Genomic DNA, 13,963 nt, shown 5'->3' with positions numbered 1-13,963 from the left:
AGCGATTTATGGGGATGGTCTGGGGTTACCTCAAACGCTGGGGCCTGCCGGTGCTGCGTCAGTTCAACCAAGCGGTGCCAGTATTGGTGCTGCTGGGCGTGGTGTTTTTGTTGATCGCCATCTGGTGGCTGGGTCCGCAATGGACCTGGCGTGAGCGCCAGCCTCTGGGCGAGTTGGCGATGCGCGTCTCGGCCAGCGTAGTGGTGCTGATGGTGCCGTTGCTGATCTGGGCATGGCGGGTGCGTAATCGTTATCAGCGTTTGCAGGTTGAACGTCAGCATGAGGCCGCGGTGCAGGCCGATCCTTGCCTGCCTTATATCGAGGCGCAGGAACGGGCCCTGGATCGGAGCCTGGGCAATTTGCTGAACAATATGGAGCGCCGCCGTTCGCTGTATCAGCTGCCGTGGTACCTGGTACTTGGCGAGGAAAATGCCGGCAAGACCAGCCTGATCACGCGTTCCAACCAGAGCTTTGCGTTGTCTCATGTGACCAAGGCTGGGGTGAGGGCGCATCAGGAAGAGCAACTGGCCTATTCGGTGGATTGGTGGATCGGTGACGAGGCGGTGTTGATCGACCCGCCGGGTGAGTTCCTCAGTCACTCGGATTCACCGGCTGAAGACATCGAGCAGCAGGGTAAGGTCAAACCGGTATTGCCTGCGGGCACCCACTCGCGTCTATGGCGACACTTGCTCGACTGGCTGACGCTAAACCGCAGCCGCCGAGCATTGAACGGCGTGGTGCTGGTGATCGATGTGCAGGCCTTGTTGGCGCAACGTCCCGAACAACGCAAGGCCCACGCCAACCTGCTGCGCACCCGGCTGTTTGAGCTGACGCGGCAGTTGGGCACGCGCTTGCCGGTATACGTCACGCTGAGCAAGTTCGACCTGCTGGAAGGCTTCGAAGAGTTTTTCGCCCGCTTGTCGCGCAGCGGACGCGAAGACCTGCTGGGCTTCACTTTCAGCCTGGACGCAGTGGATGATTTCGATGCCTGGCTGGCGGAACTGACGCGCCAATACCAAACCTTTGTCGATTGCCTGATCGAACAGGTTTTCAACAGCACCAGGGAGTCGCGCACATTGGATGAGCGTGATCGCTTGCAGGCGCTGATGCATCAGGTGGCGGGCTTGCGCCCGGTCCTGTTCGGCTTCCTCAGCGAAATGCTCGGCAGTGATCGTTTCACCACCCCGGCGCTGGTGCGTGGGCTGTATTTTTCCTCGGTCTTGCAGCAAGGCACCCTGAGCAACGCCTTCGTCAAAGAAGCAGGGCAAGCCTATCAACTGCCGCCACCGCCACCCGAGGTCAAACCCGCCGGTGGCACGGCGATTTACTTTGCCCAACAACTGTTCCAGCGCGTGATCTACCCCGAAGCAGGCTTGGCGGGCGACAACATCAAGGTGGCCCGCAGCAAGCAGCGGTTGCTGCTCGCCGGGTTCAGCGTCGCCTCCTTGGGCTGTTTGGTGGTCATCGGCACCTGGCAGTTTTACTTCAATATCAACCGCGACAAGGCGGCCAACGTCTTGGCCAAAAGCCAGGAGTTCAGCGAGCGGGACATCGACGCCAAGGTCGACCCCACCGGGCGCAACTTGTTGCTGCCCCTGGACCAGATTCGTGATGCGGTGCTGGTCTACGGCGACTATCGCCAAGCATGGCCGTTGATCTCGGACATGGGCTTGTATCAGGGGAGGGCGATTGGTCCTACGGTGGATGAGGCTTATCTCAATCTATTGTCGAAACGCTTCCTGCCGGCGATTGCCAGCGGAGCGCTGGACGCGGTCAACACAGCGCCCGCTGGCAGCAACCGACAACTGGCGGCCTTGCGCGTCTACCGCATGCTCGAAGAACGGCAAAACCGCCGCCCGGCCATTGTCGAAGAATGGGTCGCCAGACAATGGCAGCGTGCCTATCCGGGCCAGGGTCAGTTACAGGCGGATCTAATGGGGCATCTGGGCTACGCGCTGAAATACGCCGATGCAGACCTGCCGCGCTACCGTGAACGCATTGCCCAGGTGCAACAGCAATTGCGCGAGTTGCCCATGGCCGAACGGGTTTACATGAGCCTGAAACAGGACGCCCTCGAGCGTTTGCATCGCCCGCTGGACCTGCGCAATGAGGTCGGCCCCGCGTTCGATATCGTCTACCGTCCACTGAACACCGATCAAGAAGCCAGCGGCCTGCAGTTGCCGCCGCTGCTCACCGCCAAGGGCTTCAAGGACTATTTCGAACCCGGCACCGAGGGCATCATCGAACTGGCGATGATCGACCAGTGGGTGCTCGGCGAACGCCAACGCCTGGACTACTCCGACGAAGACCGCAAAGTGCTGACCCAACGTGTCCGCGCCCTGTACAGCGCCGACTACGTGGACAGCTGGCGGCGGGCGCTGAATCAGTTTGCGGTCACCGATTTCGATGACCTCAGTCACGGTGTGGCGGTACTGGAACAAGTCACCGGCCCGGCCGCACCGCTACGACGGTTGCTGGAAACCCTGCGTGACAACAGCGTGATCTACCCGGCCGTGCCCTTGGCTGAAGGGCAAGCGCCGCTCAAGCTGGACAAGTTGCCGGAGGGGCAACAACAGGCGGCAGTGATTCGGCGCGCGTTCTCCAGTCTCTCAGAGCTGATCAGCGCACGGGGCGAGCAGCCGTCCTATTACGAAGAAACCCTGCGCTCGGTCAGCGCCGTCTACGACTACGCCAAAACCGTGCACGACAACCCCGATCCCGGCAAGGCGGCGCTGAAAACCGTACTCAACCGCTTCTCCCTGGACGGTGCCGACCCCATCGCCAACCTGCAGCGCGTCGCCGTGGGCCTGCCCGAACCGCTGAACCAGCACGTCAAAAAACTCGCCGACCAGACCTCCCAGGTGTTAGTCATTGCGGCTTTGCGCGAACTGGAAAAACGCTGGGACAGCGAAATCTACAGCTTCTACCGCGACCGTCTGGCAGGGCGCTACCCGTTCAAGGCCAGCGGCGAGGACGCCTCGCTGGAAGACTTCGAAGCCTTCTTCGGCCCGCAGGGCCGACTGCAGCAATTCCACGATCAGTACCTGAACGTTTTCCTCAAAGACAACCTCGACGCCCTGTACTCCGACAGCCTCGGCGGCTACCTGGTGCGCAGCGACGTGCTCGACCAACTGCAAAAAGCCGAGCGCATCCGCGACACCTTCTTCAACCACCGCGGCCACCTGGCCGTGCAACTGACCATCGAACCCCTCGCCCTGAGCGCCACCCGCCTGAGCAGCATGCTCAGCGTCGACGGCCAACTGATCCCCTACCAACACGGCGCTCCACAACGCACCGGGCTGGTGTGGCCCAACAGCCTGGGCAACACCAACGGCAGCCAACTGACCTTGGTGCACAGCACCGGCAACACCGCCAGCCTCAGCTATCGCGGACCGTGGTCGTTGTTTCGGTTGCTTAGCCGTGGACGATTGAACGGCCGTACCGATACCAGCGTGGACCTGACCTTCTCCGTCGCCGAGGGGCTGATGCGTTATCGCATTGGCGCAGAGAAGGCCAACAACCCGATTACCCAGCGCAGTTTTGAAGGGTTTGTGTTGCCCAGGACTTTGCTGGAGGAGCGTCCCCGGCATCGAACCACCGACGGTGTTGCGCAGCGCTGAGGCGCCCAGTCGAGCAACAAAATCGGCGAGTGCCGAGATCAATTCACAACGAAGACAACAGGACCGTTGGCATGGCAATCAGGCTAGAACTACTGACCGAAGACCCTAAGGAAATCGAGTTGATTCAGCGTTACTGGGCGATGAATGAATCAGGACAGTTTCTTGAAAAAGTAAATGCCTTGAGTGAGTTTCTGCAACTGCCTCAGGGCGTCACATTGGCGGCCTTCATACGCCAGCGGTGCAGAGCGTTTGATGAAAACCAGATGTGCCCTGAATGTGATGAATGGGTCGAGATTCGCAACCGCTCCCAAGCCTGGAAAAGTCCATTGCGCTCGACCACGCTCTGCACTCGGTGCCTGGAGGAAAGGGATGCGTTAGCGCGGGAGGCCGAGAAAACGAAAGCGGCGCAGCTTGAGGTGTTTCTTGCAGAGCACCATCGCAAACAAGCCAGCCGAGTGGTGGATTACGCTGCGGTGGCGGACGCGCAAGTGCTATTGCTGTTGGCCCTGGACAGGGCGGTCACACCCAGGCTGACCCAGGCTGGGTTTACGCTCGCTGATTGTCGAGGGTTGGCACCTCGGTATCGCGACGACTTTCTCAAGACCTTGGTGGACGCGGGCGTGCTGCTTGAGGATCCCTCAAAAGCAAAGCCTGGAACGTATTACTGGGTAGGGGATGAGGTCTGGCAGGCCAGCGCCCAGGTGGCCTACTTGTTGATGCCTGGCACTACTGCTGCGGACGGCGACGAGGTTATCCGCGCTCTGTCGGAGCGTAGCTATACGGATGCGGATGGCATTTTCAGCTTGTGGCTTGATTACGCCATTGCCGATGTCATGTGTTACTTGGGCGATTACTGCAAATGGTACGGCCATGAACTCGCCGAGCAGGAGTGGGATGAAGTAAAAAGTACCCTGCGCGCAGCCCTGCAAACCTACAGTATTTCTCAGCTCTGGTTCGTCGCCTGGAAGGTCGTCAAAGACGCTGCCAGTCTGGCCAGCCACCCTTACTACAATCGCGTGAAAGCCGCCGCGACGATCCCTGGAAAAATCAGGAGATCCCTGGAGAAGGTCAAGCGAGAGTCGCTCGAACTCAGATCCTGGAGCCGACCGGAGCTGCAACCGGCGGGTACATTGGGCATGGTGTTTGGTGAGCTATTCGGCATTGACGAGCACACCAGCGGCGTCTCGGCGGCCGCCCGCATTGCCCATGTCACCGGGCGGGTGTGTGCATCTGGCGTCGACGCTGAACTGTGCGCGCCGATACGTGAGTTGATGGTCAATGCGTTGGCGCTGGATGCTGAGGCCTCAGTGATGCTTCGGTTCGCGGAGTTGATCCGCGCCGGTTATGACGTTGGTTTTGCGGTAGAGGAAATCGGCGTTTTCCTGCAGCGAGAGCGTTCGGGCGACCCTTGTCCGCCAACATCCGAACGCTAGGTCGCCGTCGCAGTTCTCGCCCGCCATATCCGGCGCGATGAGCCCTCAACCACAGGCGCGATTGACTCCGGCGCAGATCCGGCCAACTATCGACGGATAACAACACCATCGATGGACCCGACCTTGATCGAACGACGTCAATTCAGCGGAGGCATGAAGGGCAAAAACCTCCGCTATCTGAATGAGCAGGACACCGCCAGCAGCGGTGTGACCCGCACCGGTTTTTTGCTCCTCGAACATTTTTCGCTACCGGCCTTCACCCAGGCACTGGACACGGTGGTCACCACCAACCTGTTGCGTCCGGGGCTTTTCTCGTCGCGCACTTTCGGGTTGGGCGATGGCGAGGTGATCAGTGACCTGGGTCTGGTCATCCGCCCTGATGCGCGGCTGGATTGCGCGGCGCTGCAGACGCTGGACCTTTTAGTTGTGTGTGGAGGTTATCGCACCGAACTGCGCGCCAGTGACGAGTTCATCGGACTGCTCAAAGCGGCGGCGGAGCGGGGCGTCAGTCTCGCCGGTTTGTGGAACGGTTCGTGGTTTCTCGGCCGCGCCGGTCTGCTCGACGGCTATCGCTGCGCAATCCACCCGGAACACCGACCGGCGCTGACCGAAATCGCCAAGAGCACCCATGTCAGCAGCGAGCCCTATGTGATTGATCGCGACCGCCTCACGGCATCGAGTCCGTCCGGGGCGTTTCACATGGCGCTCGACTGGATCAAGGGGCTGCACGGCAAGGCCTTGGTCGAGGGCATTGAAGACATTCTGGCCTTCGAGGAGTCGCGCTACCGGCGGATCAAACCGGACGAAAACATCTGCGTCAGCGCGCCGTTGCGTGAAGTAATCAAGCTGATGGACGCCAACCTCGAAGAGCCGCTGGAACTGGAACAACTGGCGGTGTACGCGGGTCGCTCGCGGCGTCAGCTAGAGCGCCTGTTCAAGGAGCAACTGGGCACCACGCCGCAGCGCTATTACCTGGAGCTGCGCATCACCGAAGCGCGGCGCCTGCTGCAACACACTGAACTGTCACAGGTGGAAGTGCTGGTGGCCTGCGGATTCGTCTCGCCGAGCCATTTCAGCAAATGCTACAGCTCATACTTCGGTTATCGCCCATCGAAAGAAAAACGGCTGGTCAAATAGACCCCGCCGTTTTTGTCCCCGAGGGTTTTTCTTCAGAGGTGATCGGCATCCACCACAGCCTGGGCGAACGCTTTCGGAGCCTCTTGAGGCAAATTATGCCCAACCCCACCCTCGATCAACCGGAACTGATATTTGCCGGTAAAACGCTTGGCATAGTCCTCAGGCTTGGGGTGCGGCGCACCGTTGGCGTCGCCCTCAAGGGTGATGGTCGGCACGCTGATTGACGGCGCGGTGGCGAGTTTCTGTTCCAGCGCTGCGTATTTCTCCTCGCCCTGAACCAGACCGAGCCGCCAGCGATAGTTGAACACGGTGATGTCGGCGTGATCGGGGTTCTGCAAGGCCTTGGCGCTGCGGTCGAAGGTCGCGTCATCGAACTTCCACTGTGGCGAAGCGAGTTGCCAGATCAATTTGGCGAAGTCATGGGTGTTTTTCTCATAGCCGGCGCGGCCCCGGTCGGTGGCGAAGTAGAACTGATACCACCATTGCAATTCCGCTGCGGGCGGCAACGGGTTTTGCCCGGCAGCCTGATTGCCGATCAGATAACCGCTGACCGCCACCAGCGCCTTCACCCGTTCCGGCCAGAGCGCCGCGACGATGTCGGCCGAACGGGCGCCCCAGTCATAACCGCCGAGCACCGCTTGCTTGATCTTCAGCGCATCCATGAAGTCGATGACGTCGCTGGCCAGCGCCGCCGGTTGGCCGTTGCGCAGGGTGTCTTTGGAGAGAAAGTGCGTATCGCCATAACCGCGCGCATACGGCATCAACACCCGATAACCCTTGGCTGCGAGTAACGGCGCGACGTCGTCGTAGCTGTGAATGTCGTACGGCCATCCGTGCAGCAGGATGACCACCGGGCCATCGGCGGGGCCGGTTTCGGCGTAAGCCACGTCAAGCACGCCGGCCTTGACGTGTTTCAGCGGGCCGAACGGCGAGGGCGTGGTGTAGCTGACGGCCGCCGGTTCAACGGTTTGCGCCTGGACGGCGCTGATTGAACCGAACAGCGACAAGGCCAGCATCGATAAACCGACAGCGGTTTTACGCAAGGGTTGAGCCTTTTTCATGATGACGTCTCCTGCAATTATTGGGTCAGGGGGCTGGACGAGACCCTTGAAACCTTGGCTGCATTGGAGCGCGCAGACGTATCCGCCATGTGTCGAGGGGCGGCCATTTTGCAAGGCGTTGTACGGCAGAGGGGCGCGTACACAGTGTGATACACGAGGCGAAGAGGGCATGGCCGCTGCCCGGTTTTCGGCAAAAATAATAAGTCGCTGTTTTAAAACAAAAAATATTTCATTTCGGGCTTCCCAAACGAAATGAATGTTGATAAATTGCGCCCCGTTCTCACAGCGATCTTCTAGGAGTCGCTGGACAGAGCTACAGGGGCGTCGCCAAGCGGTAAGGCAGCAGGTTTTGATCCTGCCATGCGTTGGTTCGAATCCAGCCGCCCCTGCCATCTATTAAAAAACGCCAACTTCGCAAGAAGTTGGCGTTTTTTTATGCCTGCGATTCGCTCAGGCAGAGCGGGGCAGGCGTGCGCGATGCCGAAGCACCGCGCACGCCGTTCACTCAGTGCGGTGCGCGCGGGATGGTTTTCATCAAGTCTTCGGGGCTGATGTGGCCGACCACGCTGCCCGGTTGCGGCAGATTGAGGATATGGCCTTTCATTTTGCCGATGATGTGCATCTCGCACGGCTTGCAGTCGAATTTCAACGTCAGCACTTCGTCGCCGTGGATCAACTGCATCGGGGCGACCTTGGTACGCACGCCGGTCACGCCTTTGGCCTGTTTCGGGCACAGGTTGAAGGAGAAACGCAGGCAGTGCTTGGTGATCATCACCGGCACTTCGCCCGGCTCTTCGTGCGCTTCATAGGCCGCGTCGATCAGCTTGACGCCGTGGCGGTGATAGAAGTCGCGCGCCTTCTGGTTGTAGACGTTGGCGAGGAAGGTCAGGTGCGAATCCGGGTACACCGGCGGCGGGCTGGTTTCGGCTTTGCGGCTACCTCTCGGGTGGGCGGCAACACGCGCGGCCGTCAGCGCTTCGATCACTTCGCGGCGCAGGGCCTTGAGCTGCGAGTTGGGGACGAAGAACGCTTGCGGCGCATCGAGTTTGACGTCGGTGGCGTGGTACTGGGTGGTACCGAGCTGGCCGAGCAGGTCGCGCAGTTGCTCGAGCGCCTGTTCCGGTTTGTTGGCGACGCCGAACGGTCCGTTGAGGCTGACGCTGGCGCTGATGCCTTCCTCGCTGGTTGCGGTCACTTCCAGCTGTTCTTCACGCAGACGGGCAACCCAGCTCAGGGCCACGCGACGTTCCGACGAGGTCTTTTGCAGCGCCTGTTGCCAGTTGTGATCGAGGTTGCGATTCAACGGGTGGTTCGGCCGCAGCTTGAACAGGCCTTCGGGCATTTCGTTCGGCTCGACGCGATAGCGGTAGCGCTTCTCGCCGTCTTCTTCGAACTCACCTTTGGCCTCAGCAATGTTGGCGCGAAAACCGACCACTTCGCGTTTGACCAGCACGTTCAGACCGTCACCGTTGGACAGCGGTTCGTGGGTCACGACCTGCATGTCACGCTTGCCGACTTTTTCCACCGTACCGACCGGCAGGCCGGTAAAAGTTGGCGAGTCGAAAGCGCCGATGTCGATCTTGCGATCAGTGACGAAGTAATCGGTGCTGCCGCGGTGGAAGGTTTTTTCCGGGTCGGGCATGAAGAAATGCACGGTGCGGCCGCTGGAGGCGCGGGCCAGGTCCGGGCGATCTTCGAGCACATCGTCGAGGCGCTGGCGGTAATAGGCAGTGATGTTCTTCACATAACCCATGTCCTTGTAGCGACCTTCGATCTTGAACGAACGCACACCGGCTTCAACCAGCGCACGAATGTTCGCGCTCTGGTTGTTGTCCTTCATCGACAGCAGGTGCTTTTCGTAGGCGATCACGCCACCTTTTTCGTCTTTGAGGGTGTACGGCAAGCGGCACGCCTGGGAGCAGTCGCCACGGTTGGCACTGCGCCCGGTCTGCGCGTGGGAAATGTTGCATTGGCCGGAGAAGGCCACGCACAACGCGCCATGAATGAAGAACTCGATGGCCGCGTCGGTTTCATCGGCGATGGCGCGGATTTCCTGCAGGTTCAGCTCGCGGGCCAGTACCAGTTGCGAAAACCCGGCCTGATCAAGGAACTTCGCTCGCTCGAGCGTGCGGATGTCGGTCTGGGTCGAGGCGTGCAGTTCGATGGGTGGAATGTCCAGCTCCATCACGCCCAGGTCCTGGACGATCAGCGCATCGACGCCGGCGTCGTACAACTGATGGATCAGCTTGCGCGCCGGCTCCAGTTCGTTGTCGTGCAGGATGGTGTTGATGGTGGTGAAAACCCGCGCATGGTAGCGGCGGGCGAACTCCACCAGATCGGCGATTTCGCCGACTTCGTTGCAGGCGTTGTGGCGTGCGCCGAAGCTCGGGCCGCCGATGTACACGGCGTCTGCGCCATGCAGGATCGCCTCACGGGCGATGGCCACGTCGCGGGCAGGGCTGAGCAATTCCAGATGATGCTTGGGCAAGGACATAGTTTTTTTAGTCAGGCAGTCACGGTCAGGCGCGCATTCTACTCGCGAAATGCACGGCGGGCACGCATGCGCTGCCCGATGGCGAAAGCCATGCTCAGTTGGCATCGGTCGGCATGGGCCAAGGGCCCGCGTCGCTCGGACGAATGCCATCTGTCAGTGGCAGATGTGCTGCCTGACCCGGCGAATTCGCGAGCAAGCTCGCTCCCACAGTTTTTTCGGGGTGTCAGCCGGTTTTGTGGATGGCCCCGGTCCCACAGTTTTTCGGGGTGTCAGGCAGTTTCGTGGATGGCGACAGTCCTTGTGGGAGCGGGCTTGCTCGCGAAGGGGTCATGTCAGGCGACAAATCTGCTCACAGGCTGAACAATCAGGCCTTGGCCGCCATTGCCGTTACTTCCACACGCATCCCCTCAACCGCCAGCGACGCCACGCCCACCGCCGCACGCACCGGCCATGGTTTGGCGAAGAAACGCTGGTAAACCTCATTGAACGCGGCGCGATCGGCCATGTCGGTGAGGTAGATGGTCAGGTGCATGACCCGGTCCATCGAACTGCCGGCGCGCTCCAGAGCGGCTTTCAATGCTTGCAGTGTGCATTCGCTTTGCGCGGTGATATCGCCCAGTTCCAGACTGCCGTCAGCGCGGGTCGGGATCTGCGTAGAGACCATGATCCCGCCGAAGGTGGCAACGTCGGAAGAAATCGAGTCAGCGTCCGGATCGGGCGTGAACGTGATGTCTGGAGTGGTCATGGTGGTCCCTTTGAACAAGTTGAGAGCGCGCCAGTTTACAGATTCCATGACGACATGGCCTGCCTGACGCGCGTCGAAACGCACCTGCCTGGCAGCGCTTGAGTAAAACCGCGAAGCATTTGTATGAGCGTGTATCAGTCCCGCCCGGTTATACACCGCAATAATCAACGCGGTATTCCGGACACATCCCGCATACATGCCGTGCTCAAAGTAGGGCCACAACCACTACGTTTGAGAGGGCACTACCATGAATCGTCCACTGTTTCTCGCCACCGCCGCTGTCTTCGCTTGTCTGATCGGCACGGCACAGGCCGCTGACAGCGGGGCCATGAGCTGGCAGAAGGGGCTGAGCCGCACGGACCTGGTGCGCCAGGACGTGGGCGCGGTCGACAGCGAAGTGATCCAGGCGCGGATCGATTTCGAACCGGGTGTGACTTCGCCGAGACACGCGCACCCTGGCGTGGAAATCGCTCACGTGCTCAGCGGCACGTTCGAATACCAACTGGAAGGCCGCGCGCCGGTGATCCTCAAGGCCGGTGAGTCGTTGTTGATTCCACAAGGCGTGGCGCATGTGGCGAAAAACGTTGGAAGCGACAAGGCCTCGGAACTGGCCACCTACGTCGTCAAAAAGGGCGAACCGGTGCTGATTCTCAAGCCCTGAATCAGATGGCCGCATGATCGGGATTGTGAATGGCTGCTCAGGCGCCGCTCGAGCAGCCTCCATCCGTCGCCTCGCTTGAACTGTATCGGCGTTGTCGCGTCTTAATTTCGCGATATCAACCTTTATGGAAGCAATCATGCTTTTAAAGAACAAGAGTCTCGTTGCTGTAATGTCCTGCGCCCTGATGCTTGCAGCCGCGCCTCTTCTGCCTGCCGACCTGTCCGTGATGGGTTCGGCATACGCCAAAGACGGTGGCGGCGGCGGTAACGGTGGCGGCGGCGGTGGTGGTAATGGTGGTGGCAACGGTGGCGGTAACGGCGGTGGCAATGGCGGCGGCAACGCTGGCGGTCGCGGCGGCTCAAGCCACTCCGGCGATGCCGGCAGCAATCGTGGCGGAATGAGCAGCGACCCCGCCGGGAAAGCCGTTCGCGATCACGGCCTGAGTGGCAATCACTACGGCGGTGACAAGAATGCGAACAGCAATGGCCACGGTTCGACCACCTCTGCAGTCGCCAACTCCCGAGACACTCGCGGCATCAGCAAGGCCCGGGCCATCTCGACGACAACGCCGGGCGATCACAACGCCAAAGGCTTGAGCAATGCGGGCTCCTCGGTGTCGAAGAAGTCCCACTGAGTTCCAGCATGAAAAAACAAAGCCCTGACTTGTCAGGGCTTTGTTTTATGGGCGAACCGCAAAGGCCGTTACGGTCCGTCGGCGATCAGGCCTGTTCCAGCGTCTCGGTCAGCCCCTGATCCTCGCCTAGGAAGCCGCCACTCTGGTGCTGCCAGAGCCGCGCATAGGTGCCGTTCTTTTCCAGCAATTGGGCGTGGGTGCCTTGCTCGATGATGCGCCCTTCATCCATGACAATCAGGCGATCCATGGCCGCAATCGTTGACAATCGATGGGCGATGGCGATGACCGTCTTGCCCTTCATCATCTCATCGAGACTTTCCTGAATCGCGACTTCGACTTCGGAGTCCAGCGCGCTGGTGGCCTCGTCGAGTAACAGAATCGGCGCATTCTTGAGCATCACCCGGGCGATGGCGATACGTTGGCGCTGGCCTCCCGACAGCTTGATGCCGCGCTCACCCACCAGGGTGTCGTAACCGCTGTGGCCTTGCTTGTCGCTCAGTTGGCTGATGAAACCGTCGGCCTGGGCATTCGCGGCGGCGCGGCGGATTTGTTCGTCGGTTGCATCCGGGCGGCCATAGGCGATGTTGTCGCGAATCGAACGGTGCAGCAGGGACGTGTCCTGCGTGACCATGCCGATTGCGCTGCGCAGGCTGTCCTGCGTGACGTGCGCGATGTTTTGCCCATCGATGCGGATCTCGCCGCTGTTCACGTCATAGAAACGCAGCAACAGGTTGATCAGCGTCGATTTGCCCGCACCGGATCGGCCGACCAGGCCGATTTTTTCCCCGGCACGAATGTTCAGACTCAAACCGTCGAGCACCTGGCGTTCACCGTTGTAGTTGAAGCTCACGTTATCGAACGTCACTGCGCCGCCCGTCGGCACCAATACCTTGGCGTCCGGCGCATCCTGCACTTTCGGGCCGCGGGTCAAGGTGTCCATGCCGTCCTGCACGGTGCCGATGTTCTCGAACAGTGAGGTCATCTGCCACATGATCCAGTGCGACATGCCGTTGATGCGCAACGCCATCGCTGTGATTGCCGCCACGGCACCCGTGCCGACCTGGCCCTGGTGCCACAGCCACAGGGCGTAGCCGCCAGCGCCAAGAATCAGCCCGACCACCAGGGCCTGATTGACGATCTCGAACTGGCTGACCAGACGCATCTGGCGAAAACCGGTGAGCTTGAAATCTTCCATGGCCGCGCGCGCGAAGTGCGCTTCACGTTTGGAGTGGGAGAACAGTTTCACCGTGGTGATGTTGGTGTAGGCGTCGGCAATGCGCCCGGTCATCGACGAGCGCGCATCGGCCTGTTCCTGGCCGACCTGGCCCAGGCGCGGTACGAAATACAGCATCGCCAGGCCGAACAGCACGATCCAGGCAAGGAACGGCAGCATGAGCTTGAGGGCGAAGCCGCCGGCCAGCGCGATGATCGCAATGAAATAAACGCCAATGCCGGGCAGGATCTCGATGAGCGTGAACAGCACTTCGCGCACGGCCAGCGCTGTCTGCATCACCTTGGTCGTGACCCGGCCGGAAAACTCATCGGAGAAGAACGACAGGCTTTGTCGCAGCATCAGTCGATGGAAATCCCAGCGCAGGCGCAGCGGCAGATTGATCGCCAGGATCTGGTGCTGCACCATCGTGCGCAGCGCCACCAGCCCGATGCTGACAACCAGCACAATGCCGATGCCCCACAGCACACGGCTTTCCTCGTCGCTCGCCGCGCCACCGGTCTGCCAGGTCGACAGCAGATCGACTACTTGCCCGAGAAAGGAAAACAGCCAGGCCTCGTAGATGGACACGCTGGCGCTGAGCAGGGCGAAGACAAGAATGTAGCGGCGCGCACCGCGCGTGCAGGCCCACAGAAACTGGAACAGACCGACTGGCGGTGGTGGAGCCTCGTCGGGAGGAAAGGGGTCAAGCCTTTGTTCAAACAGGCGAAGCATCGTGGTCTCCGAAATGATCAGGGCAGGAAAATTCTGCCATTTAACGGTTGCCTTGAGGGGTTGCAGGTTGGCCGGACAGTACCGGCCAGGTTGTGCTGCGTGTTCGAAACTCAATAGCCAAACAGTCTATACCCTACGCCGTACGATCACCCGGCCGAAGCGTTGGTTCAGTCGCAGGTCGGTAGACGGGGATTGGCCTTCACGCAGGCAAAAAATCGAACTGTCGGCGTCGA

Annotated in this window: 9 protein-coding genes and 1 tRNA gene; 6 read left to right on the top strand and 4 right to left on the bottom strand. The window is 60.6% G+C overall.

Annotated elements, in window-relative coordinates:
- Positions 1 to 8 precede the first annotated feature (8 nt).
- The 3 genes from tssM to HU755_RS02415 all read left to right on the top strand — a co-directional run bounded on the left by tssM (position 9) and on the right by HU755_RS02415 (position 6,190).
- Positions 9 to 3,620 carry a type VI secretion system membrane subunit TssM gene (gene tssM / locus HU755_RS02425; protein WP_186630468.1) on the top strand — a complete coding sequence of 1,204 codons (3,612 nt, stop codon included), beginning with the start codon at positions 9 to 11 and terminating at the stop codon, positions 3,618 to 3,620.
- Positions 3,621 to 3,691: 71 nt separating this feature from the next.
- Positions 3,692 to 5,053, top strand: a complete 1,362-nt coding sequence (locus HU755_RS02420; RefSeq protein WP_186630467.1) for a hypothetical protein — start codon at positions 3,692 to 3,694, stop codon at positions 5,051 to 5,053.
- Positions 5,054 to 5,164: 111 nt separating this feature from the next.
- Positions 5,165 to 6,190, top strand: coding sequence for a GlxA family transcriptional regulator (locus HU755_RS02415; RefSeq protein WP_186630466.1), 1,026 nt, complete (start codon positions 5,165 to 5,167; stop codon positions 6,188 to 6,190).
- Positions 6,191 to 6,222: 32 nt separating this feature from the next.
- Here the strand turns inward: HU755_RS02415 and HU755_RS02410 are convergent, their stop codons facing one another.
- Entirely contained in the window at positions 6,223 to 7,251 is a 1,029-nt protein-coding gene (locus tag HU755_RS02410; protein WP_186630465.1) for an alpha/beta fold hydrolase, read from the bottom strand.
- 317 nt (positions 7,252 to 7,568) lie between these two features.
- Here HU755_RS02410 and HU755_RS02405 point away from each other — a divergent pair.
- A tRNA-Gln gene (locus HU755_RS02405) sits at positions 7,569 to 7,643 on the top strand.
- 113 nt (positions 7,644 to 7,756) lie between these two features.
- Here the strand turns inward: HU755_RS02405 and HU755_RS02400 are convergent.
- Together HU755_RS02400 and HU755_RS02395 are read right to left on the bottom strand one after the other, a co-directional pair.
- Complete coding sequence (locus tag HU755_RS02400; protein ID WP_186630464.1) at positions 7,757 to 9,745, bottom strand: U32 family peptidase; 1,989 nt, start codon at positions 9,743 to 9,745, stop codon at positions 7,757 to 7,759.
- Between the two features lie 364 nt (positions 9,746 to 10,109).
- The gene (locus tag HU755_RS02395) at positions 10,110 to 10,490 is read right to left on the bottom strand and encodes a RidA family protein (protein WP_186630463.1); all 381 of its coding nucleotides are present in this window, start codon (positions 10,488 to 10,490) and stop codon (positions 10,110 to 10,112) included.
- Positions 10,491 to 10,737: 247 nt separating this feature from the next.
- Between HU755_RS02395 and HU755_RS02390 the strand changes: the two genes are divergently transcribed.
- Positions 10,738 to 11,151 carry a cupin domain-containing protein gene (locus tag HU755_RS02390; protein WP_186619937.1) on the top strand — a complete coding sequence of 138 codons (414 nt, stop codon included), beginning with the start codon at positions 10,738 to 10,740 and terminating at the stop codon, positions 11,149 to 11,151.
- A gap of 136 nt (positions 11,152 to 11,287) precedes the next feature.
- Positions 11,288 to 11,785 carry a hypothetical protein gene (locus HU755_RS02385; RefSeq protein WP_186630462.1) on the top strand — a complete coding sequence of 166 codons (498 nt, stop codon included), beginning with the start codon at positions 11,288 to 11,290 and terminating at the stop codon, positions 11,783 to 11,785.
- An 85-nt stretch (positions 11,786 to 11,870) separates the two neighbouring features.
- Here the strand turns inward: HU755_RS02385 and HU755_RS02380 are convergent, their stop codons facing one another.
- Entirely contained in the window at positions 11,871 to 13,730 is a 1,860-nt protein-coding gene (locus tag HU755_RS02380; protein ID WP_186630461.1) for an ABC transporter ATP-binding protein, read from the bottom strand.
- Positions 13,731 to 13,963: the final 233 nt, after the last annotated feature.

This window comes from Pseudomonas sp. SWRI111, assembly GCF_014268555.1.
Classification (GTDB): domain Bacteria; phylum Pseudomonadota; class Gammaproteobacteria; order Pseudomonadales; family Pseudomonadaceae; genus Aquipseudomonas; species Aquipseudomonas hamedanensis.
The sequence above is the reverse complement of the archived record's forward strand: the minus strand, read 5'-3'. Positions and strand labels throughout refer to the sequence as shown.

What these genes read in the sequence shown, in the direction of transcription:
- HU755_RS02385 (WP_186630462.1), top strand. Translation starts at nt 11,288, where the DNA reads ATGCTTTTAAAGAACAAGAGTCTCGTTGCTGTAATGTCCTGCGCCCTG.
- tssM (WP_186630468.1), top strand. Translation starts at nt 9, where the DNA reads ATGGGGATGGTCTGGGGTTACCTCAAACGCTGGGGCCTGCCGGTGCTG.
- HU755_RS02410 (WP_186630465.1), bottom strand. Translation starts at nt 7,251, where the DNA reads ATGAAAAAGGCTCAACCCTTGCGTAAAACCGCTGTCGGTTTATCGATG.
- HU755_RS02415 (WP_186630466.1), top strand. Translation starts at nt 5,165, where the DNA reads ATGGACCCGACCTTGATCGAACGACGTCAATTCAGCGGAGGCATGAAG.
- HU755_RS02400 (WP_186630464.1), bottom strand. Translation starts at nt 9,745, where the DNA reads ATGTCCTTGCCCAAGCATCATCTGGAATTGCTCAGCCCTGCCCGCGAC.
- HU755_RS02395 (WP_186630463.1), bottom strand. Translation starts at nt 10,490, where the DNA reads ATGACCACTCCAGACATCACGTTCACGCCCGATCCGGACGCTGACTCG.
- HU755_RS02420 (WP_186630467.1), top strand. Translation starts at nt 3,692, where the DNA reads ATGGCAATCAGGCTAGAACTACTGACCGAAGACCCTAAGGAAATCGAG.
- HU755_RS02390 (WP_186619937.1), top strand. Translation starts at nt 10,738, where the DNA reads ATGAATCGTCCACTGTTTCTCGCCACCGCCGCTGTCTTCGCTTGTCTG.
- HU755_RS02380 (WP_186630461.1), bottom strand. Translation starts at nt 13,730, where the DNA reads ATGCTTCGCCTGTTTGAACAAAGGCTTGACCCCTTTCCTCCCGACGAG.